At 70.1% G+C, this 23,946-nt stretch carries 22 protein-coding genes; 11 read left to right on the forward strand and 11 right to left on the reverse strand.

Annotated features, from left to right (window positions below; genetic code table 11):
* Positions 1-4 precede the first annotated feature (4 nt).
* On the reverse strand, positions 5-916 hold the full coding sequence (locus V8J39_RS16700; RefSeq protein ID WP_336462080.1) for an ABC transporter permease: 912 nt from the start codon (positions 914-916) through the stop codon (positions 5-7).
* A 113-nt stretch (positions 917-1,029) separates the two neighbouring features.
* The gene (locus V8J39_RS16705) at positions 1,030-2,538 is read right to left on the reverse strand and encodes an ABC transporter substrate-binding protein (protein ID WP_336462081.1); all 1,509 of its coding nucleotides are present in this window, start codon (positions 2,536-2,538) and stop codon (positions 1,030-1,032) included.
* Between the two features lie 357 nt (positions 2,539-2,895).
* Here V8J39_RS16705 and V8J39_RS16710 point away from each other — a divergent pair, with 357 nt between their 5' ends.
* Entirely contained in the window at positions 2,896-4,068 is a 1,173-nt protein-coding gene (locus V8J39_RS16710; protein ID WP_336462082.1) for a sialidase family protein, read from the forward strand.
* A gap of 52 nt (positions 4,069-4,120) precedes the next feature.
* Here the strand turns inward: V8J39_RS16710 and V8J39_RS16715 are convergent, their stop codons facing one another.
* Positions 4,121-5,263, reverse strand: coding sequence for an iron-containing alcohol dehydrogenase (locus V8J39_RS16715; RefSeq protein WP_336462083.1), 1,143 nt, complete (start codon positions 5,261-5,263; stop codon positions 4,121-4,123).
* Positions 5,264-5,696: 433 nt separating this feature from the next.
* On the opposite strand from V8J39_RS16715, the gene V8J39_RS16720 reads away from it, so the two are divergent.
* Together V8J39_RS16720 and V8J39_RS16725 are read left to right on the forward strand one after the other, a co-directional pair.
* Positions 5,697-6,596, forward strand: a complete 900-nt coding sequence (locus V8J39_RS16720; RefSeq protein ID WP_336462084.1) for a dihydrodipicolinate synthase family protein — start codon at positions 5,697-5,699, stop codon at positions 6,594-6,596.
* Positions 6,593-7,645, forward strand: coding sequence for an Ldh family oxidoreductase (locus V8J39_RS16725; RefSeq protein WP_336462085.1), 1,053 nt, complete (start codon positions 6,593-6,595; stop codon positions 7,643-7,645). The genes V8J39_RS16720 and V8J39_RS16725 overlap by 4 nt, the downstream gene beginning before the upstream one ends.
* A gap of 18 nt (positions 7,646-7,663) precedes the next feature.
* Here the strand turns inward: V8J39_RS16725 and V8J39_RS16730 are convergent, their stop codons facing one another.
* Both V8J39_RS16730 and V8J39_RS16735 read right to left on the reverse strand, forming a co-directional pair.
* On the reverse strand, positions 7,664-8,362 hold the full coding sequence (locus V8J39_RS16730) for a FadR/GntR family transcriptional regulator (RefSeq protein WP_336462086.1): 699 nt from the start codon (positions 8,360-8,362) through the stop codon (positions 7,664-7,666).
* 17 nt (positions 8,363-8,379) lie between these two features.
* Positions 8,380-9,450 (reverse strand): four-carbon acid sugar kinase family protein, encoded by a 1,071-nt coding sequence (locus tag V8J39_RS16735; RefSeq protein WP_336462087.1) that lies wholly within the window; start codon positions 9,448-9,450, stop codon positions 8,380-8,382.
* Between the two features lie 201 nt (positions 9,451-9,651).
* On the opposite strand from V8J39_RS16735, the gene pdxA reads away from it, so the two are divergent.
* On the forward strand, positions 9,652-10,650 hold the full coding sequence (pdxA, locus tag V8J39_RS16740; RefSeq protein WP_336462088.1) for a 4-hydroxythreonine-4-phosphate dehydrogenase PdxA: 999 nt from the start codon (positions 9,652-9,654) through the stop codon (positions 10,648-10,650).
* An 8-nt stretch (positions 10,651-10,658) separates the two neighbouring features.
* Here the strand turns inward: pdxA and V8J39_RS16745 are convergent, their stop codons facing one another.
* The 4 genes from V8J39_RS16745 to V8J39_RS16760 all read right to left on the reverse strand — a co-directional run bounded on the left by V8J39_RS16745 (position 10,659) and on the right by V8J39_RS16760 (position 14,233).
* On the reverse strand, positions 10,659-11,618 hold the full coding sequence (locus V8J39_RS16745) for a CobW family GTP-binding protein (protein ID WP_336462089.1): 960 nt from the start codon (positions 11,616-11,618) through the stop codon (positions 10,659-10,661).
* The gene (locus V8J39_RS16750; RefSeq protein ID WP_336462090.1) at positions 11,615-11,890 is read right to left on the reverse strand and encodes a hypothetical protein; all 276 of its coding nucleotides are present in this window, start codon (positions 11,888-11,890) and stop codon (positions 11,615-11,617) included. The genes V8J39_RS16745 and V8J39_RS16750 overlap by 4 nt, the downstream gene beginning before the upstream one ends.
* Before the next feature lie 18 nt (positions 11,891-11,908).
* Complete coding sequence (locus V8J39_RS16755; protein ID WP_336462091.1) at positions 11,909-12,808, reverse strand: polysaccharide deacetylase family protein; 900 nt, start codon at positions 12,806-12,808, stop codon at positions 11,909-11,911.
* Between the two features lie 96 nt (positions 12,809-12,904).
* Positions 12,905-14,233, reverse strand: coding sequence for a PLP-dependent aminotransferase family protein (locus V8J39_RS16760; protein ID WP_336462092.1), 1,329 nt, complete (start codon positions 14,231-14,233; stop codon positions 12,905-12,907).
* A 103-nt stretch (positions 14,234-14,336) separates the two neighbouring features.
* Between V8J39_RS16760 and V8J39_RS16765 the strand changes: the two genes are divergently transcribed.
* The 7 genes from V8J39_RS16765 to V8J39_RS16795 all read left to right on the forward strand — a co-directional run bounded on the left by V8J39_RS16765 (position 14,337) and on the right by V8J39_RS16795 (position 21,049).
* Positions 14,337-15,287, forward strand: coding sequence for a nitrate ABC transporter substrate-binding protein (locus V8J39_RS16765; RefSeq protein WP_336462093.1), 951 nt, complete (start codon positions 14,337-14,339; stop codon positions 15,285-15,287).
* A 23-nt stretch (positions 15,288-15,310) separates the two neighbouring features.
* Entirely contained in the window at positions 15,311-16,192 is an 882-nt protein-coding gene (locus V8J39_RS16770; protein ID WP_336462094.1) for an ABC transporter substrate-binding protein, read from the forward strand.
* Entirely contained in the window at positions 16,189-17,097 is a 909-nt protein-coding gene (locus V8J39_RS16775; RefSeq protein WP_336462095.1) for an amino acid ABC transporter permease, read from the forward strand. The genes V8J39_RS16770 and V8J39_RS16775 overlap by 4 nt, the downstream gene beginning before the upstream one ends.
* A complete protein-coding gene (locus tag V8J39_RS16780) occupies positions 17,097-17,858 on the forward strand; it encodes an amino acid ABC transporter ATP-binding protein (RefSeq protein WP_336462096.1) in 762 nt (253 codons plus the stop codon). Before V8J39_RS16775 ends, V8J39_RS16780 begins: the two co-directional genes overlap by 1 nt.
* A 63-nt stretch (positions 17,859-17,921) precedes the next feature.
* Complete coding sequence (locus V8J39_RS16785) at positions 17,922-19,100, forward strand: M20 aminoacylase family protein (protein WP_336462097.1); 1,179 nt, start codon at positions 17,922-17,924, stop codon at positions 19,098-19,100.
* A 108-nt stretch (positions 19,101-19,208) separates the two neighbouring features.
* Complete coding sequence (locus tag V8J39_RS16790) at positions 19,209-20,399, forward strand: glutathionylspermidine synthase family protein (protein ID WP_336462098.1); 1,191 nt, start codon at positions 19,209-19,211, stop codon at positions 20,397-20,399.
* A gap of 17 nt (positions 20,400-20,416) precedes the next feature.
* Positions 20,417-21,049 carry a DUF1190 domain-containing protein gene (locus V8J39_RS16795; protein ID WP_336462099.1) on the forward strand — a complete coding sequence of 211 codons (633 nt, stop codon included), beginning with the start codon at positions 20,417-20,419 and terminating at the stop codon, positions 21,047-21,049.
* Between the two features lie 108 nt (positions 21,050-21,157).
* On the opposite strand, the gene V8J39_RS16800 is transcribed toward V8J39_RS16795, so the two are convergent.
* Both V8J39_RS16800 and V8J39_RS16805 read right to left on the reverse strand, forming a co-directional pair.
* The gene (locus V8J39_RS16800) at positions 21,158-21,961 is read right to left on the reverse strand and encodes a GntR family transcriptional regulator (RefSeq protein ID WP_336462100.1); all 804 of its coding nucleotides are present in this window, start codon (positions 21,959-21,961) and stop codon (positions 21,158-21,160) included.
* Between the two features lie 49 nt (positions 21,962-22,010).
* Positions 22,011-23,702, reverse strand: a complete 1,692-nt coding sequence (locus V8J39_RS16805) for a glycerol-3-phosphate dehydrogenase/oxidase (RefSeq protein ID WP_336462101.1) — start codon at positions 23,700-23,702, stop codon at positions 22,011-22,013.
* Between the last annotated feature and the right edge of the window lie 244 nt (positions 23,703-23,946).

The following is a 23,946-nucleotide window of genomic DNA, read 5'->3' on the forward strand; positions in this document are numbered from 1 at the left end:
GGCCTCAGGTCCGGATCCGGGGATCAAGCAGCGCATAGGCCGCGTCGATCAGCAGGTTCATCAGGAAGATGGCGACGGCGGTCACCATGATCGCGGCAAGGATCACGTTGAAGTCGCGGTTCAGGATGGAATCGATCATCAGCTTGCCGACGCCGGGGAAGCCGAAGATCGTCTCGACGATGACGGCGCCGTTCAGCATCGCCGCCGCCTGGTCGCCGATCACGGTGATCACCGGCAGCATCGCGTTGCGCAGCGTGTGCACGAAGATGATCGCGCGGTTGTTCACGCCCTTGGCGCGCGCGGTCTTGACGTAGAGCGAGCCGAAGGACTGCAGCATCGAGCCGCGCACGATCTGCAGGATCAGGCCGAAGGGGCGGATGAACAGCACCGCGATCGGCAGGATCCAGTGCCAGGCCGTGCCGGTGCCCGAGGTCGGCACCCAGCCGAGGTTCACCGCGAACAGGATCATCGCGACGATGGCGATCCAGAAGTCGGGGGCCGAGGCGCCGATCAGCGACAGGACCGAGACCGCGCGGTCGAAGAGCCCGCCGGGCCGGAACGCCGCGAGCGCGCCGATGACGATGGCGCAGAGGCTGACCAGCACGATGGTGATGACCGCCAGTTGCAGCGTCCAGGTGAAGGCCTCGAACACCACGGTGATCGCGGGGCGCGCCTGGGTCAGGGACTGGCCGAAGTCGAGGTGCACCACGTCCCAGACGTAGCGACCGAACTGCACGAGGACGGGGTCGTTCAGCCCGTGCAGCTCGCGGAAGTTGGCGATCATCTCGGGGGTGGCGTCGACCGGCAGGAACAGCGTCGCCGGGTCGCCCGTCAGCCGGGTGAGGAAGAACACGAGCACGAGGAGCGCGACCAGCGAGAACAGGCTGGACACGATCCGGCTGGAGACGTTCGACATTCGGGGCTCCTCCCTTGGTCTGCCGGCCATGGCCTGCCGGTCGTCCGGAATCGATCTTGACGGCGGCGGGCCGGCGCGCTGTCCCGCGCGCCGGCCCGGGTGTCAGGCGGGGATCACTTGAAGGCGATCTCGGACAGTTGCAGCTGCGCGTTGGTGGCGATGGTCGGCGTGAAGCTGATGCGCGAGCCGACGCGGGCGTAGGTCACCATGTGGAACAGCGGCACGTCGGCGACGACCTCGTCGTGGACATAGGCGATCAGCTCCTGCCACAGCTTGGTGCGCTCGTCGCCGGTGGCGGCGGTGGCCTTGGCGATCAGCTCGTCGGCCTTCGGGTCCGAGATGCCGGACTGGCGCCCCTCGCTGTCGTACTTGAAGTACATGGTGAAGACCGGGTCGCCGCGGCTGTTGTCATGCTGCACGGCCAGCGCATAGGGCGGGCGGCCATCCTTGAACGGCTTGTTGTAGATCTCCTCGACCTGGGCGACCTCCATCATCTGGACGTTCACGGTGAAGCCCACGTCCTGCAGCATCTGCGCCATCGCCTCGACGGTCTCGAGCACGTTGGGGAACAGGTTCGACCGGCCCACCAGCTGGATCGGCGTGTCGATGGCGACGCCGTCGGCCTTGGCCTCTTCCAGCAGGGCCTTGGCCTTTTCGGGATCGAAGGGCCAGGGCTGCACGTCGGGGTTCGCGCCCAGCGTCGTCGGCGGCACCAGCGCCGCGGCCTTCACGGTGCCCTCGGGCAGCAGCGTGCCGATGAAGGCGTCGCGGTCGATGGCGATGTTCATCGCCTCGCGCACCCGCCGGTCGGTGAAGGGCGCCACCGCGCTGTCGATGCGCAGGTAGAGGGTTTCCGAGTTCAGGTAGGACACGTCGGTGTCCGGGTCGGTCGCGTCGATGGCCGAGATCGAGGGCGCCAGATCGGCCTCGCCCTGCGCCACCATCGCCGCGGCGACGGCCGGGTCGGTGCGGAATTCGTAGGTCGCCTTGCTGACGGCCGGGGCATCGCCCCAGTAATCGTCGCGCCGGCTCAGCACGATGTTCTGGCCGGGGTTCCACTCGGCCAGCGCATAGGGCCCGGTGCCGATCGGATCGCGGACGAATTCCATTGGCGTCTCGGACGGCACGATGGTGACCAGCGACAGCATCAGGGGAAGGATCGGCTGCGGCGGATCGGCGGTGATGTCGATCGTCTGCGGATCGACGACCGCGAAGCTCAGCTTGGTGTCGCCGAAATAGCGCGGCGTCTCGCAGGTCAGCTGGCTCGACATCGCGCGTTCGAAGGAATGCTGCACGTCGCTCGCGTCGAAGGTCGACCCGTCCGAGAAGGTGACGCCGTCGCGCAGGTGGAAGCGCCAGGTGCCCGGCGCGGTCTCTTCCCAGGACGTCGCCAGCCGCGGCATCACGCCGGTGCCGTTGCGGACGTCGAATTCGGTGAGCGTCTCGCTCACGTTCTGCAGGATGATCCGGCCGATGTTCGACCGGGTCGCCATGCAGGGCTCCATGAGATCGACATTCTCGCCCAGCACGATGGTGACCTCGCCATCGGCGGCCTGCGCGAGCGCGGGCAGCGGGGCGGCCACCAGTGCCGCCAGCGCGACGAGACCGAGTTTGCGTTGCATCTGATCCTCCCTGATCAAAATCCTGCACGGCACCGCCCCGCCGCCTGCAGGCGGCATGGGATCGGGTCTCTGCAGGGAAGCGGGCCGGTTCACCGCGGGCCCTTGGCCCTTGGTCCTCCTCGCCGGTCCGCTCCCCGGGCCGTCTGGCGACCAGAGTGCCTAGAGCCGCGCCAACTTGTCAACTGTTCCTTTCGAAAATGACAATATGCTGATCTTAGAGCGCCAATTAAGAAAATAATATCATACCTATCAATGATATACGGAAATCCCTTCACTGAGCGATCTTTCGTCAACTTGACAAGTTTCTGGCGCCGACGCCAGTCTGCCGGCGTCGAAGGAGCGCGGAGGAGGATCCGAATGACACCCCAGCAGATCGCGGAACGCATGACCGGCCGGATCGAGACCGGCCCCGGGGGAATCGGCACCGCCTTCCTGCCCTCGCCGATGGTGCAGAACCACGCGGCCTTCCTGGCCTGGCTGCCGGACGGGCGGCTGGCCTGCGCCTGGTTCGGCGGCAGCCTCGAGGGAAAGTCCGACATCTCGAGCCACATCGCCACGCTGGCACCCGGGGCAGCGGGCTGGTCGGCCGCCTCGCGCGTGAGCGACGACCCCGCGCGGTCCGAGCAAAACCCGGTGCTGTTTGTCGAACCCGATACCGGCCGGCTGCGCCTGTTCCACACCGCCCAGGTCGCGGGGAACCAGGACACCAGCCTCGTGCGCAGCCGCCTGCTGGACGCGGGCGTCGAGCCGGTCGGCTCGGGCCTGCCCGAAGCGCTGCCGCTGCCCGCGGGCACCTTCGTGCGCGCGCCGGTCGTGGTGCGCGAGGACGGGGCCTGGCTCTTGCCGCTGTTCCTGTGCCACCAGCGCCCGGGGGAACGCTGGACCGGCGCGCACGACACCGCCGCCGTGGCGATCACCGGGGATCGCGGCGCCAGCTGGCGCGTCGTCGACGTGCCCGGGTCGCTGGGCTGCGTGCACATGTCGATCGTGGCGCTGGAGCAGGGGCGGATGGTCGCCTTCTATCGCCGCCGGCAGGCCGATTTCGTCTGGCGCGCCGAAAGTGCCGACGGCGGCGAAAGCTGGCAGGTCACCGGCGCGACCGACGTGCCCAACAACAACTCGTCGATCGGGGTGATCCGCCTTCGCGACGGCCGCATCGCGATGATCTGCAATCCGGTCAACGCGACGATGTTCGCCGACCGCCGCGCCTCGCTTTACGACGAGCTGGAAGAAGGCGACGACCGCCCCGACGCCAGCACCGCGGGTGGCATCCAGCCGATCTGGGGCGTGCCGCGGGCGCCGATGGCGATCGCGGTCTCCTCGGACGAGGGGCACAGCTTCCCGCTGATCCGGGTGATCGAGGAGGGTCCGGGAACCTGCACCTCGAACAATTCCGAGGACGGGCGCAACCGCGAGCTGTCCTATCCGGTGCTGATCGAGGCCGCGGACGGCACGATCCACTGCGCCTACACGGCGCATCGCCGCGCGATCAAGCACGTCCGGCTGCCGCCCGGCTGGCTCGACGCCTGAAACGCTTGAGGACCCCGGGGGCCAGCCCGGGGCCCTCATCCGTAGCCGTCCGTCAGGCCGGGACGGTGACCTCGTAGGCGCGGCGGTAGATGGCCAGGATGTCCTCGACCGACAGGTCGCGCGGGTTCCAGTCCAGCAGGCGCCGGATCGCATGCGCCTCGGCCGCCATCGCCGGCAGGTCGCTTTCGGGCACGCCATGCGCGGCCAGCGACATGTCGAGCCCGAGCCCCCGGCAAAAGCCCATCGCGCCCTCGAACACCGCGGCGTCGCTGGTGCCCTCGAAGCCGAGCGCCTTGCACACCAGCGCGGTCTTCTCGGGCGCGGCGGCGCGGTTCGCGGCCAGAACATGCGGGAAGATCAGGGCGTTGGCGATGCCGTGCGCGATCTTGTGCCGCGTGCCCAGCGGGTACGAGATCGCATGCCCCGCCGTGGTGTTGACCGGGCCAAGGCAGACCCCGCCGTAGAAGGCGGCAAGCGACAGGCCCGCGCGCGCCTCGATATCGGCGCCGTTGGCGACGGCGCGGGGCAGGAACCGGCCGACAAGCCGCGTGCCCTCCAGCGCGTAGGCGTCGATGATCGGATGCGCGCGTTTCGAGGTGAAGGCCTCGACGCAATGCGCCATCGCGTCGACCCCGGTCGCGGCGGTGACGAAGGCGGGGACCGAGGCGGTCAGGTGCGGGTCGATGAAGGCGGCATCGGCCAGCATCTGCCGGCTTTCGGTCGCGACCTTGTTCATCGTCGCGGGATCGGTGATCAGCGCACGGGTGCCGACCTCGCTGCCGGTGCCGGCGGTCGTGGGCACCTGCACCAGCGCGATGCGCCGCCGCGGCGCGCGGTTCGGCCCCGAGATGTCCGACAGCTGCAACCCGCTGCCGACCAGCACCGCGACCAGCTTGGCCAGATCCATCGCCGAGCCGCCGCCGAAACCGATGATCGCGTCCGGGCCCGCGGCCTCGGCCGCCGCCACGGCGGCCATCAGGTTCGTCAGATCGGGCTCGGGCATCACCTCGGCAAAGGCGGGCACGGCGCCCAGGCCCAGCGCGTCGAGCCGCGACCCGTTGAACGCGTCGGCGATGACGAAGGGCCGGGCGATGCCCTCGGCCGCTAGCCAGTCGGGCAGGGCGGCCAGCGCGCCCTTGCCGAACTTGACCACCGGCGGGCGTTGCATCTCCAGCGCAGAATCGAGCGTCGGCATGGCTGTCCTCCCAGATTTGCCAGGTTTCCGCGGCGCCGCGCCGCCGGGGCGGCCGAAACGGCGGAAAACAGGGCCGTTCCTGCTGCGGATCAGCCCCTCTCTGGCCCGAGTAAGACAGACTTGTCAGATTTGTCAATTCATCACATCCCGCCGGCATGCCGAAACTGACCACGACCCGCCGACATGGAATGGCGGGCGAAAAGTCCTTTTCTGGCTGAGAAAATTTCGAATTTTCCTTACGCCATTCGACCAGAAAATCCTGCACGGAATGCGTTGGCGCAGCTGACAACTCGCTGGAAACGGTGCCGCAGGCGGCTCGATTCCTCGACCGCGTTGACAAGTTCACCTGATCGGGCGATGGTCATCGGGCGACCGGGCCGCGACGCGCCCCGTGCCGGCCGCGGGGAGGAGGGCGCCACCCCCGGGAGACCCCATGAGCCAGCGCGAAGTCTTCGTCGCCCTCGTCACCTGCTTCAACGATGACGAGACCATCAATTACGACGCCACGCTCGCGCAGATCCGCCGCCAGGTCGCCGCGGGCAACAACATCATGTGCGCCGGCACGAACGGCGATTTCAGCGCCCTGACCTTCGACGAGAAGGTCGAACTGACGACCCGCGTCGCCGCCGAGGTGAAGGGCCGCGCCAAGATCATCGTCAACGCCGGCATGCCGGCCACCTTCGAGACGGTGAAGCTGGCCCGCGCCTTCGACCGCATCGGCGTCGACGGCATCGCGGTGATCACGCCGTTCTTCATCGCCTGCACGCAGGACGGGCTGGTGCGCCACTTCTCGACCGTGGCCGACGCGGTCTCGACGCCGGTCTACCTCTACGACATCCCCGCCCGCACCCAGAACCACATCGAGCCGGCGACGGCCGCACGGCTTGCCGCGCATGGCAACATCGCCGGGATCAAGGATTCGGGCGGCGCGCAGGAGACGCTCGAGGACTATCTCGCCATCGCGCGCGAGGCCGAGGGGTTCGACGTCTATTCCGGCCCCGACCACCTGGTGCTCTGGGCGTTCGAGAACGGCGCCAAGGGCGCGATCTCGGGTCTTGGCAACGTCATGCCCGAGGTCGTCGCCGGCATCGCGCGGGCGTTCAACGCGGGCGACATGGCCGCGGCGCGCGGCTTCCAGGACACCTTCGGCGCCTTCCGCAAGGATCTCTACGGGCTTGGCTATCCGCCGGCGCTGGTGAAGCGGGCGCTGTGGGTGATGGACAATTCCGTCGGCGCCAGCCGCCAGCCGGCGCTGCTGCCCGACGCGGCCCAGGATGCCAAGATCGCCGAGATCCTGCGCAAGTACGACCTGATGGGCACCGTGCCGGCATGACGGCGCGCTACGACGCGGCCAGCCTGCGCGCCGCGGCCGGAGAGCTGTTCACCGCCGCCGGGCTTGACGCCGACAAGGCCGCCACGGTCGCGCACTGGCTGGTCGAGGGCGACCTGATGGGCCATGACACCCACGGCCTCGCGCTGGCGCCCGGATACCTGCAAAGCCTTGCCGACGGGGTGATGGCGCGCCGCGGCCGCCCCGAGGTGATCTCGGACCGCCCCGCGGCGGTGTGCTGGCGCGGCAAGCGGCTGCCCGGCGCCTGGCTCGCGGCCGAGGCGATGCGGCTCGCGGTGGCCCGCGCGCGCGAGGCCGGGACCTGCACCGTCACCGTCGGCGACAGCCACCACATCGGCGCGCTGGCGGTCTACCTGCCGATCGCGACCGGGGCGGGGATGATGGCCTCGATCACCTCCTCCTCGCCCTCGGGCGCGCAGGTCGCCCCCTTCGGCGGACGCGTCGGGCTGTACACGCCCGACCCGGTCGCGCATGGCATCCCGACGCCCGGCGAACCGGTGCTGATCGACATCTCGGCCTCGATCACCACCGTGAACATGGCCCAGCGCAAGATCCGCGCGGGCGAGCATTACGATGCCGACTGGCTGATGGATGCCGAGGGGCGCCCGGCCCGCGACCCCGCCGTGCTGGCCGCGGGCGGCACGCTGATGCCGACCGGCGGGCTCGACCACGGGCAGAAGGGCTATGGCATGGCGCTTCAGGCCGAGGCGGTGACGCAGGGGCTGGCCGGCTGGGGCCGGGCGGACGCGCCCGGGGGCACCTGCGCCGCCTTCACCGTGCAGGTCTGGGACCCCGAGGCCTTCGGCGGTCGCGCCGCCTTCCTGCGCCAGACCGGCTGGCTGGCCGATGCCTGCCGTGCCACCCCGCCGCGACCGGGGGTCAAGTCCGTGCGCCTGCCGGGCGAGCGGGCGCTGGCGCGGCGCCGGCAGGGGCTGGCCGAGGGCGTGGCGCTGCATCCCTCGATCCTGCCCGCGCTCGCACCCCATGCCGAGCGGCTGGGCGTCGATCTGCCCGGCCCGCTCGCCGGCTGACCGCGACCGGGCCGGCGCTCACATCCGCAGATCGACGAAGCCGCCGCCGAACAGCCGGCTGCGCGAACTTTCGATATGGGCGCGCATCGCCTCGCGCGCCTCGGCGGCCTTGCCGTCCCGGATCGCGGCGTGGATCGCGCTGTGCTCGGTCAGCACCCGCTCGAGCGCCTTGGCGCCGTCCGACATCAGCGACTGGCCGTGCAGCTTCATGCCGACGTTGATGTGTTCGCGCAGCGCGCGCATCGCGGCCTCGTAGTAATGGTTGTTGGCCGCCTTCGCGACGGCGATGTGGAAGGCGAAATCGGCATCCTCGCGATGCTGGTGCGAGCCGGTCGCCGCCTCCATCAGCCGCAGCGCCGCCGCGATCTCCTCAAGCGCCGCCTCGTTGCGCCGCCCCGCCGCCAGCCCCGCCGCATCGACCTCGAGCGTCAGGCGGAACTCGTAGCAGCGCTGGATGTCGGCGATGGTCTCGACCTTGGCGAAACCCAGGCCAGTCTGGCGCGCGGGCTGGCGGACATAGCTGCCAGCGCCCTGCCGCGAATAGACCAGACCCTCTTCGCGCAGGCGTTCCAGCGCGCTGCGCAGGATCGGGCGCGAGACGCCCAGTTCCTCGGCCAGGACCGTCTCGGCCGGCAGCTTCTGCTGCGCCGGGTAGTCGCCGTTGACGATCCGGCTGTAAAGCTGGTGATAGATCCGGTCGGCGAGCGTCGGGCGCATGCGTAATCTCTCCTGCGTCACGTCGTGGCTCCGACGGGCAGGCTGGTCCCGGCGCTGCCGCTGTCCTTCCTAACCATCGCGACGAGCCGCCGCAAACTGTCCACGTCGCCAAAGCCGCCGGACTTGGTCAGGATCGCCAGCGGCCTGTCGCCCAGGCGGGCGAAGGCCAGGGGCACACCGGGCAGGATGTCGCCCGCCAGGTGCAGGCGGTCGATCGCCAGCTCGGCCAGCAGCGCGTCCGCGGTCTCGCCTCCGCAGGCGAGAAGCGTCGCGGGCGGCGCCGCCCGCAGCCGCGCGGCGACCCCGCGAGCGAAACGGCTGCCGGCGACCGGCGCCGGGCAGGGCGTTGCGCCGGCGGTCATCTGCACCAGCGTCACCGCGCCGCCGGCATCCTCGGGCGCCACCGCGCCGTCGGGCGCGGGCTCGGCCACGATCCCGTCCAGCGCCGCGACCTGCGCCAGCGTGATCGGGTCGCGCGACCCGATCGCCATCCGGAACGGGGCGGCCAGCCGGGGCGCAGGGGCCGTGGCGGCCCCGCCGATCCGCCGTGCCAGCGCCTGCGACAGGCCGCGCGCCCCCACCATCAGCCGGTCCCCGAGCGGCCCGGCCGCGAGCGCTGCATCCAGGTCGGCATCCGTGGCGCAATCGGGCGCGACGATGTTGAGCGGCGCGAACCGCGGCGCGACCGGGATCGGCCGGTCGACGCCGCGACCGTCCACCGCGCCCGCGGCCACGACGCGGCCAAGCTCGGGGATCGCGGGCAGCACCAGCAGGCGCTCGCGCCCCGCCCGCCGCGCCAGCAGCGCGGTCTCGATCGCCAGATGTCCCTTGAGGCGCGAGTCGACCTTCTTCATCACCAGCGCCGGCAGCCCGGGCAGCGCGTCCAGCACCGCCGCGACCTTCTGCGCCGCCGCCTCGGGCGTGCCGTCGCGCGACCCGGTGCTGATCGCCAGCACCTCGACCGCCGGATCGACCGTCACCGGCCCCGCGACGCGGCGCAGCACCTCGGTGCGCAGCCCCGCCATCGCGAAGGGCGCGGCGCTGTCCAGCGCGCCGGTCAGGTCGTCTGCAACGATCATCAGCTTCATGGCGGATCCTCCCGGGCAAATCGTGCGCGAGCGTCGTAAAGATGTAAAGTCAAGACGCGACGGCGGAACGGGAATTTCCGCAGCAGACCGCGCCAAATCCCGAAATAACAGGGATTGCCTGCGGTGATGGCCCGCACGATGGCGGTTGACAACTTGTTCTGACTCGGGTCTTCAATGGACCCGTCACAGGAGGAGATGCAGATGACTGAACGTCCCCCGATCGCGATCACCATGGGCGATCCGTCCGGCGTCGGCGCCGAGGTGACGGTGAAGGCGCTGGCCGATCTGCCGCCCGAGGCGCGCGCAGGCTTCGTCGTGATCGGCGACCGCGACACGCTCGAGCGCGCCCGCGCCGCCTGCGGTGTCACTCTCGATTTCCACGATTTCGGCGCCACCGGGCGTGCCGGATCGCTCGCCATCGACCATATCGAGGTCGCGGGCCTGCCGGGCCGGTTCGGCGTGCTCGACCCCGCCTGCGGCGAGGCATGCTTCCGCTATATCGAGCGCGCGGTGCGACTGTCGCAATCCGGCGCCGCCGCCGGCATCGTCACCGCGCCAATCAACAAGGAGGCGCTCAATGCCGCCGGCCACCACTATGACGGCCATACCGGCATGCTCGCGCATCTCACCGGCTCCAAGTCCTCGTGGATGCTGCTCGCCTCCGAACGGCTGAAGGTGATCCACGTCTCGACCCATGTCTCGCTCGCCACCGCGATCACCCGCGCCACGCCAGAGCGCGTGCTGGCGACGATCCGCACCGGGCACGAGCATCTCAAGCGCATGGGCTATGAAAACCCGCGCATCGCCGTCGCCGGCATCAACCCGCACTGCGGCGAGAACGGCCTGTTCGGCACCGAGGATGACGACGCGATCCGTCCGGGCGTCGAACGGGCGCAGGCCGAGGGCATCAACGTCACCGGCCCGATCTCGGCCGACACGGTCTATTACCGCGCCTATTCCGGCGCCTTCGACCTCGTGATCGCGCAGTACCATGACCAGGGCCACATCCCGATCAAGCTGGTGGCGTTCGACAGCGCGGTGAACGTCTCGCTGGGCCTGCCGATCGACCGCACCTCGGTCGATCACGGCACCGCCTTCGACATTGCCGGCAAGGGGCTGGCCAAGCACGTCAACATGCTGTCGGCGCTCGATTACGCGGCGCGGCTCGCGGCGAACCGCAAGGCCGCCGTGCCGGCCTGAGCCGCGGCCTAGCCCGCGCGCATCGCCGCCCAGGCGGCGGCGATCGCCTCGGGCCGGTCGACATGGCCGATCAGCACGACGCGGTTGTCATCCGCGGCCACCCCCTCGGGCAAAAGCTCGGGCGGCTGCACATGGCCCGACACCGCCTGCAGCAGCAGCCGCCCCCGCGGCGTCGCCACCACGCCCTTGGCACGGAAGATCGATTGTCCATGCCGGTGCAGCAGCGCCGAGAGGAACAGGCCGAAGGCGGTCCAGTCGCCGGTATCGCCCGGCCCGTCGCCCAGCGGCAGCACGACCGAGACGATCTCGCGCTCGTCGGCCCCGAGCGCCGGCGCAGGGCCGGGCGGCGGCAGATCGGGCAGGGGCATCGCCGCACCGAAGCTGGCGGCCGTGACCGGCGCCGCGGGGGCAAGCCTGCGCACCATCGCCAGCGTGTCCGCCAGCGCCTGCGGCGCCGCGGCGTCGAGACGGCTGATCACCACCTCGTGCGCGGCCTCCAGCTGCCGGCGCGCCAGCGGATCGCCGGCAAGCCGCGCCGCGCCCTCGGCGCCGTCGACCACGACCGTGATGGCCTCGATCCGCAGGTGCCGCGACAGCACCGGGTCGACGAGGATCGCGCCCGCGATCGCCGCGGGCTGGGCGATGCCGCTGGTCTCGAGGATCAGCGTGCCGCTTGCGGCGCTAGCGTCGCCGGCGCGGGTGCGGTCGTTGCAGATGGCGCGCAGGGTCCCGATCAGCGCCTCGCGCCGGGTGCAGCAGGCGCAGCCGCCCGCCACGACATGCAGCGCCGCCGCGCGGTGCAGCAGCCGGCCATCGACCGGCACCGCCCCCATCTCGTTCAGCACCACGACCGGCGGGGTGGGGTGATCATGCAGGTGATGGCGCAGCCAGGTCGACTTTCCCGCGCCCAGAAACCCGCCAAGGATGCGCAGGCCCAGCCGCCCATCGCCCTCGCCCGCCCCGCTCATGCCGCGGCCAGCGGATCGTAGGGCACGCGCCAGCGCTCGAGCGCCAGCCAGACCTCGTCAAGCGTGCGGCAGATCGCGCGGGCGCCGTCGGGCCGGGCCAGCACCAGCTCGGGCGAGACCATCGAGGCCGTGACCCCGATCCGCCAGGGCGCGAGCGCGGCCGCCAGCAGCCGCGCGCGCGCCTGGCGGCGGGCGATGCGCTCGGGCGCGGTGGTGTCGGCGGCATCGGCCCAGTGCCCGGCAAGGGTCGGATAGCCGCATCCGGAACACATGGCGCGCCTCCCGCCCGGTCAGATCACCTCGGGCCGCGCGGCGCCCTCGAACGGGAAGCGGGCGCGGAAATCCTCGGCGATCTTCTCGAAGGTGGTCCATTCCACGCCGGAATGGGTGTTGATGTGCTCGATCAGCCGCTCGAGCATCATCAGCACCTGCGGGCGCCCGGCGACGTCGGGGTGGATGGTGAAGCAGAAGGTGGCATAGTCCATCTCGCGGTAGACCCAGTCGAACTGCGCCTTCCACATGTCCTCAATGTCGCGCGGATTGACGAAGCCGTGGCTGTTGGGCGAGGCCTTGATGAACATCATCGGCGGCAGGTCGTCGACATACCAGTTGGCGCCGATGTCCACGAGGTCGATCTCGCGCCCGTGCACCATCGGCTTCATCCAGTGGCTGGCGGACTGGGTGTAGTCGATCGTGGTCCAGCTGTCGCCCTCGCGCGCGTAGAACGGCACGAAGTCGCGGTAGCCCTGGCTGTGATCGTAGGTGAAGCCGTATTTCTTCAGCAGCGGGATGGTGTTTTGTGACATCTCCCACCAAGGCGCGACATAGCCGCGCGGCTTCTGGCCCGACAGGCCCTCGATCAGTTCGATCGACTTGGCCAGCACGTCCTCTTCCTGCTGCGCGGTCATCGCGATCGGGTTCTCGTGCAGATAGCCGTGCGCGCCGATCTCGTGGCCGTCCTTCAGGATCATCTCCATCTCGCGCGGGAAGCTTTCCAGCGAATGGCCCGGGATGAAGAAGGTGTTGGTCATGCCATAGCGCTTGAACAGGCGCAGCAGGCGCGGCACGCCGACCTCGGTCGCGAAGACCCCGCGCTGGATGTCCGACGGGCTGTCGCCGCCGCCATAGGACCCGATCCAGCCGGCAACCGAGTCGATGTCGATCCCGAACGAGCACTTGATGGTCTTCATGCGTCTTCCCTGGCGATGGAGTCGTTTTGACGAAGCCTAGGGGCGACAACCGCCGCGCGCCAATAGATTAATGCTTTCCGCGCCATAACCCGCGCTTCAGCCGTCGCGCGCGGCCAGGGCCAGCGCCTCGGCGATGCGTTCGTAATCGCCCGCGACCAGGCCGCTGCCCATGCGGATCGCCGACACCTGCCGCAGGCTGTGGCGCTGGCCGGGGCCGACGGCGATGTTTCGCGCGGCCAGCGTCACCATCGCGAAGCTCTCCGAGGCGACGGGCACCCAGGCCGACAGCCCGGTGCCGAACCCGTGGTCGAGCCCCGCCGCCCGCCCGGCCGCCTCGAGCGCGGCGTTGCGCGCGGCATAGGTCTCGCGCGCGGTGACGACGATGTCGCGCGTCGCGGGATCGCGCAGCAGCCAGGCGGCGGCCCCCTGCAGGATCCGGCTGGTCCAGCCCGAGGAGAAGCTGCGATAGGCCTTCACCTGCGCGACGATGTCGGCCGGGCCCGACAGCACCGCCAGCCGCAGGTCCGGCCCCAGCGTCTTGGCGAAGGACAGCACGTGAATCACCCGGTCGGGAAAGCGCGCGCCCAGCGACTGCGGCGGCACCGCAGCCAGGTCGCCCAGGCCGTCATCCTCCAGCACCAGCGTGTCGGTGTCCGCGAGAAGCTCGCCAAGCGCCGCCATCCGCGCCGGCGACAGCGTGCGCCCGGTGACCGAGTTCAGCCGCGGCTGGTACAGGAACAGCACCGGGCGCTGCGCCAGCGCCGCGGCAAGCGCGCCGGGCAGCGGCCCCTCGTCGTCGCAGGCCACCGGCAGGATGATCGCGCCGATGTTCTCGAGGATGTCGAGATGGCGGATCGCGGTCGGATCCTCGACCGCGACCCGCGCCCCGGTCAGCGACAGCGCCTGCAGCACGGTATAGACGGCACTGTAGCCGCCGTTGGTGGCCAGCATCGCCTCGGGCGCAGAGGGCCAGGTCGGCGCCAGCGCCTCGGCCAGCTCGGGCAGGATCGGCTCGCGGACATAGCTGTTCAGCCCCGCCGCGCCCGCGCCATGCGCCAGCGCCGCGGCCAGCGGCGGCAGCAGCGCCCGGTCCGGCACCGCCAGCGACAGGTCGAGCGCGCCCGCGCCGAAGTTGCCGATGCTCGCGAACCGCGTCGGCGCCGTCATCGTGCGCTCGCCCGTCACCCACATGCCGCTGCGGCCCCGCCCCGACAGGATCCCCAGCCGGCGCAGGTCCGTCCAGGCGGCCGAGACCGTGGCCGGGCTCACCCCCAGCTCCAGCGCCAGGTCGCGCACCGGCGGCAGTCGGGTGCCCACCGGCAGGGCGCCCGCACGAATCAAGGCCCGGGTTTCCAGCGACAGGCCGATGGCGGAACGGTCGCCTATTTTTTCGGCAAACCAGGCGGCGGTGATCGGTTCAGGCATGGTCCCTCGGCGCTATAAATGTTCAGTATCGTAATAACGTTTGGATGGTCAATTCTGATCATTCTACGACGGGCCCCGGAATGTTCAGCGAAAGCAGTTGCCCATGACCCTCACCCTCCGCCTCGCCCTGCGCGACTGGGACTACATGACCCCGCTGGTCCTCGGCGAGGTCACCTCGGACCGGCTGAAGGTCGAGGTCGACCGCGTCGGCACGCTGGTCGGCCACATCGGCCGCGACCCCGACCACGACGCCGCCGAGATGTCGTTCAGCCGCTACACGCAGATGCGGCTCGACGGCGATGACAGCGTCACCGGCATCCCGAACTTCATCATGCGCGGCTTCCGCAACCGCTGCGTCATCACCCGCACCGACGGCCCGACCTCGTTCGCGGCGCTGAAGGGCGCACGGATCGGCGTCACCGGCTGGCGTGATTCCGGCAACACCTGGACCCGCGCCGTGGTCGCCCGCGACGGGGTGGGGGTCGAGGATGCCTTCTGGTACGCGGGCCGCCTGACCGAGGCGCATCCCGTGACCGACCGCCTCGACGGCTTCGGCCGCCCCGGCCGGATCGAGGCCTGCCCGGGCGAGCGCCCGATGGTCGAACTGCTGAAGGAAGGCTTCCTCGACGCCGTCTTCACCCCCTTCATGCCGGCGGGCTTCTTCGCCCCGGACAGCGGCATGCGCCAGGTGCAGCAGGACTTCCGCGCCGCCGAGAAGGCCTATCTCGACGAGGTTGGCTATGTCCCCGGCATGCACCTGATCGGCATCAAGTCCGAGATCGTCGAGGCGCACCCCTGGGTGATGGAGGAGCTCTCGGCGATGATCGACCGCTCGCAGCTGATCTGGGACGAGAAGCGGCAGAAATACGCGGAGACCACTCCGTGGATGTTCGACGAGTTGCGCCGGTGCAAGCAGGACCTGCCGGCAGGTTGGACGGACAGCGGCCTGGCCGCCAACGAGAAGATGATCAACGACTTCGCCCGAGAACTGCACGTTCAGGGCATCGCCCCCCGGCAGCTGAGCGTGGCGGACCTGTTCCCGCGCTTCGTCTGACCCATTCTGACAGGACATACCCCATGAAGACCTTCGCATCCCTTCTTCTGGCCGGCACCGTGCTGGCGACCGGCGCCCTGGCCCAGGACGCGGCGCCCGAGATCAGGATGGACCAGGCGCTGCACGACCGCCTGCCCGAGGCGGTGAAGACCGCGGGCAAGATGATCTCGGTCAACAACGGCTCGTTCCCTCCCTACGAGATCGTCGAGGGGGACCACATGACCGGCGCCTCGGCCGACCTGACCGACGCGCTGGAAAAGCTGCTGGGTGTCGAGATCGAGCATGAGACGGTGGGCGGCCTGCCGGCGCTGCTGACCGGGGTGAACTCGGGCCGCTACCAGTTCGCCTTCGGCCCGATCGGCGACTTCAAGTCGCGCGAGGAAGCCAACGACTTCGTCGACTGGGTGCAGGAATACGTGGTCTTCGCGGTGAAGGCGGGCAACCCCAAGGGCATCGTCTCGCTCGACACCGCCTGCGGCACCCGGATCTCGGTCATGGCCGGCGGCTCGGCCGAGCGGGTGATCAACGCGCAAAGCGACAAGTGCGTCGCCGATGGCAAGGACGCGGTGACGGTGCAGTCCTACACCGACCAGCCCTCGTCGATCCTCGCCGTGCGCTCGAACCGCGCCGATGCCTTCTTCTCGTCGCAGGCGCCGCTGACCTATTTCGTCAGCCAGGCCAACGGCCAGCTGGAACTGAGCGGCGTCGGTGAGAAGAACGGCTTCGACAGCCTCTATCAGGGTGCGGTCGTTCCGAAGGGATCGGACCTGGGCCCGGTCCTGCTTGACGCGATCAAAGAGCTGCAGGCCAACGGCACCTATGCCGCGATCATGAAGAAATGGGGCCTCGAGAACAACATGCTCGCGCAGCCGGGCATCAACCTCGGCGGGGTGATCCCGAAATGAGCGAGGCCCTGCGCCAGACCCCGTCGCCTTCGGGCGGCGGGGAGTTCCGTGACGTGGCCGGCGCGCATGTGCCGTTCCCGGTCACCAGGCTGGTGCTCTGGGCGGTCGTGCTGCTGATCGCGGCCGACTTCGCCTGGATCTGCGCCAACAATCCGAACTTCGGCTGGCCGGTCATCGGCGCGTATTTCTTCGACCGCGAAGTCATCCGCGGCCTCGGCACCTCGCTGGGGCTGACCGTCGTCGGCATGGTGCTGGGCACGGCGATCGGCCTGCTGGTCGCGGTGATGAAGATGTCCGACAACCGGCTGTCGCAGACGCTCGCCGGTCTCTACGTCTGGTTCTTCCGCGGCACGCCGCTGCTGGTGCAGCTGATCTTCTGGTACAACATGTCGACGCTGTTCCCGACGCTGTCGATCGGGCTGCCCTTCGGCCCCTCGATCGGCGGCTGGGACACCAACAGCGTCATCACGCCCCTGACCGCCGCCGTCCTCGGCCTTGCGCTGAACGAGGCCGCCTACATGGCCGAGATCATCCGCGGGGGCCTGCTGTCGGTCGATCGCGGCCAGGCGGAAACCGCCTCGGCCTTCGGCATGACCCGTGGCCGCGCCCTGCGCCGGATCGTGATCCCGCAGGCGATGCGCTCGATCGTGCCGCCGACCGGCAACCAGCTGATCTCGATGGTCAAGGCGACCTCGCTCGTCTCGGTCATCGCGATGTCGGACCTGCTCTATGCCGTGCAGTCGATCTACAACCGCACGTTCGAGATCGTGCCGATGCTGCTGGTCGCGGTGTTCTGGTACCTGATCATCACCTCGGTGCTAAACCTCGGCCAGGGCTGGATCGAACGCTATTACGGCCGCAGCGACCGCCGCAACCGCACCGTCCAGCCGGCAGGAGATGTCTGATGGAAGCCATCGTTCGGGCCCGCAACGTCCACAAGGCCTATGACGACCTACAGGTGCTCAAGGGCATCGACCTCGACGTGACCCCGGGCGAGGTCGTGGTGATCCTCGGCCCCTCGGGGTCGGGCAAGTCGACCTTCCTGCGCTGCATCAACCACCTGGAAGAGATCCAGAAGGGGGCGATCGTCGTCGACGGCCAGCAGATCGGCTATCAGCTGAAGGGCGACCGGCTGGTCAGGCTGTCGCCGAACGGCGTGGCGAAACAGCGCCGCGGCATCGGCATGGTGTTCCAGAGCTTCAACCTCTACCCGCACATGACCGTGCTGCAGAACATCATCGAGGCGCCGGTGGGCATCCACGGCGAGCCGAAGGCCGCTGCCGTCGCCCATGCGCGCGAGCTTCTCAACCGCGTGGGCCTGACGGACAAGGAAAACGCCTATCCCCGCCAGCTTTCCGGCGGACAGCAGCAGCGGGTGGCGATCGCCCGCGCGCTCGCCGTGCGCCCCAAGCTGATGCTGTTCGACGAACCGACCTCGGCGCTGGACCCCGAACTGGTGGGCGAGGTGCTCGCCACCATGAAGGACCTGGCGAAACAGGGGCTGACGATGATCGTCGTCACCCACGAGATCGGCTTTGCCCGCGAGGCCGCGGACCGGGTGGTGTTCATGGACGGCGGCGTGATCGTCGAACAGGGCACGCCCGAAGAGGTGCTGGTCACCCCCCGGCATCCCCGCACCCAGAGCTTCCTCGCGCGCTTCATCTGACATCCCGGGCCGCGCCCTGCGCGGCCCGTCCCTTTTCAGGCCCTCCGGCCGCCAGGACTGACCATGCCCAAAGACAATGCCTTCGCCCGGGTCGAGGATTTCGAGGCGAAGAAGGACGCGCTGACCGCGATCCGTCGTCACCTGCACCAGCACCCCGAACTGTCGCACTACGAGGCCGAGACGGCGGCATACGTCGCCGCCAGGCTTGAGGCCTGGGGCTACGAGGTCACCCGCAACGTCGGCGGACACGGGGTCGTCGCGCGGATGACCGTGGGCACCGGCAGCGGCAGCATCGCGATCCGCGCCGACATGGACGCGCTGCCGATCACCGAGGCGACCGGCGCCGCCCATGCCTCGAAGACACCGGGCGTCATGCATGCCTGCGGCCATGACGGGCACACCACCGTGCTTCTGGGCGCGGCCGAGCATCTCGCGGCCACCCGCCGCTTCGACGGCACCGTCACGCTGATCTTCCAGCCGGCCGAGGAATCCGCCAAGGATTCCGGCGCGCTGCGGATGATCGCCGACGGGCTGTTCGAGCGCTTTCCCTTCGACGTGATCTACGGCCTGCACAACCATCCCGGCGCGCCCGAGGGCACGATCCTGACCCGCCCGGGCCCGATGATGGCCGCCGGCGACACCGCCTTCATCACCGTGCACGGCAAGGGCGGCCACGCCTCGCGGCCGCACCTGACGGTGGACCCGGTCGTGGTGGCCTGCCAGATCGTCGTCGCGCTGCAGACGGTGGTATCGCGCAGCGTCGACCCGACCAAAGCCGCCGTGGTGACCACCGGCACGATCCACGCCGGCGAGGCGGTCAACGTCATCCCTGCCACCGCGACATTCGCCCTGTCGATCCGCAGCTTCGAGCCCGAGGTTCGCGCACTGCTGAAAGAGCGGATCACGCGGCTGACGACCTCGGTCGCCGAGGGCTTCGGCGCCAGCGTCGAGATCACCTATGACGCGGGCTACCCGGTCGTGTGCAACACCGAGGCCGAGAACGCCTTCGCGACCGAGGTCGCGCGCGAGCTGGTCGGCGCCGACAGGGTGCAGACCTGCCCGCTGATCCCGGGCTCCGAGGATTTCGCCTTCTACCTCGCGCACAAGCCGGGCGCCTTCCTGCGGCTGGGCAACGGGCTGGCCTCGGCGATGCTGCACAGCCCCGGCTACGACTTCGCCGACGACAGCCTGACCACCGGCGCCGCGCTCTGGGCCCGGCTGGTGGAACGCTACCTGCGCTGATCCCGCGCCGGGGTTGTTGCGACCGGCCCACGCACCCGCGCTTATTTCCCGCCGCCTCTGGTGGCGGGCGGCCGGGCACCCTACCTCGGGCGCAAAGCGGGAGGACGAATGCGCAAGATCGACCTGCCCGAGCGTGCCGGCTGGCGCGCCCGGGCCGAGGAGCTGGGGTTCACCTTCGCCGACATGCACGGCGAACCCTACTGGGACGAAAGCTCCGCCTACGAATTCAGCCTCGACGAGATCGAGGGCGGGATCGAGGATCCCGCCACCGCGCTGCACGCCATGGTCCGCGAGGCCGTGGCCGAGGTGGTGTCGAACGACGGGTTGATGGCCCGGCTGGGCATCCCCGAGGCGCATCGCGGCCTTGTCGCCGACAGCTGGCACCGGGGCGAGCCCGAGATCTATGGCCGCTTCGATCTGGCCTGGGACGGCACCGGCGACGCCAAGCTTCTGGAATACAACGCCGACACGCCGACCTCGCTGTACGAAAGCGCCTCGTTCCAGTGGTCCTGGCTCGAGGACCAGATCGCCGCGGGCGTGCTGCCCGAGGGCGCCGACCAGTTCAACGGTCTTCACGAGGCGCTGGTCGAGCGCTTCCGCGGCCTGTTCGCGCCCGACACCGACCTGCACTTCACCGCCGTCGGCGGCAATCCCGAGGATTATGCCACCGTCGAATGCATGGGCTGGGCCGCGCGCGAGGCGGGCCTTGGCGCGCATTACTGCGACCTGGAAAAGATCGGCCTGTCGGACGAGGGGCAGTTCCTCGATGACCAGGACCGGGTGATCGGCACGCTGTTCAAGCTCTACCCCTGGGAGGACCTGCTGCGCGACGACTATGCGCGCCACCTCGCCACCGCCAACTGCCAAATGCTGGAGCCGGCGTGGAAGGCGGTCGTGTCGAACAAGGGCCTGCTGCCGATCCTGTGGCGGATGTTCGAGGGCCACCCCAACCTGCTGCCCGCGTTCTTCGCCGACGAGGTGGTGCTGAACGGCCCCGCCGTGAAGCGGGCCGAGGCGGCGCTGGCGCGCGGCATGGTCGAAAAGCCGCTGTTCTCGCGCGAGGGGGCCGGCATCCGCATCGTCGAGAACGGGCAGGAGACCGAGGCATCGCCCGACGGCGGCTATGGCGGGCATCCCCGCATCGTGCAGGCCTATCACCCGCTGCCGGTGATGGACGGCTTCCGCCCGGTGCTGGGCGCCTGGGTCGTCGGCGAGGCCTGCGTCGGCCTCGGCATCCGCGAGGATCGCGGCCGCATCACCCAGGATCTTTCGCGCTTCAAGCCGCATTACATCAGATGACAGACGGGAGACCCGAGATGACCCGATCCGCCCCCCGCGCCGAAACCGCCGCCGCCACCCCCCCGGTCCGGCGCAAGCGGTCGCGCGCCGTCGCGCTGTCGATCCTGGGGGCTACGGCCTTCGCGCTCGCCGGCTGCCGTGACGAGACCGTCGAGGCAGAGGCCTTCCCCGATCTCGCCTCGTGCAAGGCCGCAGCCGAGGCGGGGGGCGTGATCTCGTCCTCGGACTGCGAGACCGCCTTTGCCGAGGCGCAGGCGCTGCATGCCGAGGCGGCGCCGCGCTATGAAAGCCAGCAGCTTTGCGAGGAAGAGCACGGCGTGGGCAACTGCGGCTCGGAACAGCAGGCGACCGGATCCGGTGGCGGGTCGATCTTCATGCCGCTGATCGCGGGCTACCTGATCGGCTCGATGCTGGGCGGGAACCGGGGGATGGCGGCGGCGCAACCGCTCTATCGCACGCCCGACGGGCGCTTCACCAATGCCTCGGGCACCACGGCCTATTCGTCGAACACCGGCCGCGGCCAGCTGGCGAGCAGCCAGTTCGCCCGGCCCGCCGCGACGGCGGGCAAGCCGCCGATGACGCGCGCGGCGCTGGCCTCGCGCGGCGGCTTCGGCGCCACCGGCGGATCGCGCGGCGCCTTCGGCGGCTGAGGTCGCGCCGGTGCGGCGGGCCGCAGCCGCGCCCCCGGCGGGGCGAGACCGGGCCGCAGCCGCGCGAAGCTGATCAGGGGAACCACCCGGCTGTTCCGACCGGGGCGCTCAGAGGCCGGGGCTCGACACCGTGAAATGCAGCCGCGAATGGTCGGTCAGGTACCGCGCGGTGTAGTATTCGACGATCTGCCCGGCCGGGTTCTGCGCGACGCTTTCGATCCCGAGCACCGAGGTGCCCGGGGCCACCTCGAGCAGCGCGGCCTCGTCGGCCGGGATCGACACGGCCTCGATCCAGCGGTCGGCCTTGGCCAGCCGCACGCCGTACTGGCGCCCGACCGTGTCGTAAAGCGACCGGTTCTCCATCGTCACGTCCTGCAGGCCCGGCACCAGTGCCTCGAGCATCGCCCAGCGCACGATCATCCGCGGATGCCCTTCGACCGACAGCACCCGGTCGATGCAGACGAGCGCCGTGTCCTCGGAGATCCGCATCAGCTTGGCGATGCGCGGGGTGGGCAGCGCCACCTCCTGGCGCAGGACCCGGCGGGTGACGGCCTTGCGCCGCTCGGCCAGCTCGCCGCTGAAGCCGATGGTGGTGCCGACGAAATCCTGTTCGTCCCGGCGCCCGGCGACGAAGGCGCCCTTGCCCTGCAGCCGGTAGATCAGCCGTTCGTGCACCATCTGCGACATGGCCTCGCGCACCACCGTGCGCGAGACGTTGAAGCGTTCGCACAGCTCGGCCTCGGACGGCAGGCGGGCATGTTCCTGCAGGCCGTCCTGCTGGATCAGCGCGGTGAGCGAGGCCTTGACCTGCGCCCAGAGCGGGGCCGAGACCTCGCGGCGCGTCGGCTTCAGCCGCCGCCCCAGCGCCTCGTCGAACGTCACCGCCCCCGTCGCTTCGCGTCCACCCTGCACCCGCTGCTCCCTGGATCTGCCACCCGCCGGCGGCCTGGCCCGCATCCCGTCATGCGATAGTCATCAGATGGCGTGTCCGCAACAAATTGGAAGTGCTGCCTTGTTCTTCCGCCCGCCGGCTGTCGTCCCAGCCGAGCGCATCGCCCGCAATCGCGGCAAGCCGCGCGAGCGCGCCTTCGGGCAGGTCACCCTCGAAACCGATCAGCGTGCGGCGCAGCACGATGTCTTCCAGCCGCGCCACCCGCTCGTCGCGGCAGATCAGCCCGATCTCGGCGGCGGAATAGTCGGTGAGCGGGCCGGGCGCCTGCGGGCCGGCTTCCGCGGCGGCCACCGCGCGGGCGCGGCTGCCATAACGCGCGGTCAGCGCCGCGGCGCGCTGCTCGGGCAGCTGCGCGTCGCGGGCGACCTGACGCGCCCAGCTTTCGCGGGCGGCCGGCGCGAAGGGCAGGCCCTGCGCCCCGCCGATGGCCAGCGCCTCGGTGGTGCGCTGGCGCTTGCGGCCCAGCCGCTGCAGCACCGCGTCAGCGATCTGTTCGGCGCAGACGCGATAGGTGGTCCACTTCCCGCCCACGAGCGTCAGCAGGTCGAAGGGGCGCTCGGGCGTCGGGGCGAATTCGACCAGCTTGTGGTCGCGGCTGATCGCGCCGGTCGCGGCCACGTCCTGACGCGGCAGCGGGCGGACGCCGGCGAAGGCGAAGACCACGTCGGACCTGTGCAGCCGGAAGCCGGGCAGGATCGGGCGCAGCACCTCGAACAGATAGTCGATCTCGGCCTCGGTGCATTGGCGGTCGCCGGGGTCGTCGGCGCGGATGTCGGTGGTGCCCAGCAGCAGCCGGTCGCCCTCCATCCGGTAGATCAGGCAGGCGCGGTGATCGTCGGTCTCGAAATACAGCATCTTGTCGCCAAGCGCCGCGGCGATGTCGGCGCGCCGGATCACGAGGTGCGAGCCGCGGGTGCCGCCCATCAGCGGCGCGTTGAAGCCGAAGCCGCCCTGCACCTCGTCCACCCAGGCACCGGTCGCGTTGACGACGATGCGCGGGGCGATCTCGAACCGCTCGCCGGTGATCTGGCAGGTCAGCGTGATCCGGCCGCCGGTCTGCGCGCCGGCCCTGAGGTAGTTCAGCGCCATCGCCTTCGGGCAGTCGGCCTCGGCATCGGCCACAAGCTCCATCACCAGCCGCTCCGGGTGGGTGATGCGGGCGTCGTGGTATTCGGCCACCGCGCGGATGTCGGGGGCAAGGCCCGTGACCTCGCCGCGCGCCTGCCGGGCGGTCAGCAGGCGGTGGCCGGGCATGGTCTGGTGCGCCGTGCCGAACCGGTCGTACAGCATCAGCCCGATCTTCACCGGCACCGCGCCCTTGCGTCCCGGCGTGCGCCGCAGCTTGAGGAACCGCAGCACCGCCCCCGCCGTGCCGCCCAGCCAGCTGCGCAGGGGCACCCAGCAGGGCTGGGGATGGACGACGTGGCAGGCGTTCTTGAGAAGCAGGTTGCGTTCGGTCAGCGACTCGCGCACCAGCGCGGCCTCGCCGGTTTCGAGATAGCGCAGGCCGCCATGGATCAGCCGCGACGGCGCCGAACTGGTGCCCGAGGCGAAATCCCCCGCCTCGACCAGCAGCGCCGGCACGCCCTGGGCGGCCAGGTCGCGGTAGGTGCCGACCCCGTTGATGCCGCCGCCGATGATCAGCACCGGTGGCACGTCACCGGTGCGCAGCTGCGCGATCAGCTCCTCGCGTGAGCGCATGTCAGTCCTCCCCAGCCCGTCCGGCCATCCCTTGGCAAAGAGTGCTGCGGGGGACCAGATTCGGCAACTGGTAATTACAAGTTGGAAATCGGCCATGCTTTCTGCGGCTGCGAGTGCCGCTTTCTGCACTTGCATGGTAGATTTATGTAGCACTTTCCGCTGATTGTCGCCCTGTGATTGATTTCTTGACAGAATGTGGCGATCGGCTAGCCTCAACTTATCACTACAAGTTGGCGTGCCGAGG

Source organism: Frigidibacter sp. MR17.24, assembly GCF_037095655.1.
Classification (GTDB): domain Bacteria; phylum Pseudomonadota; class Alphaproteobacteria; order Rhodobacterales; family Rhodobacteraceae; genus Frigidibacter.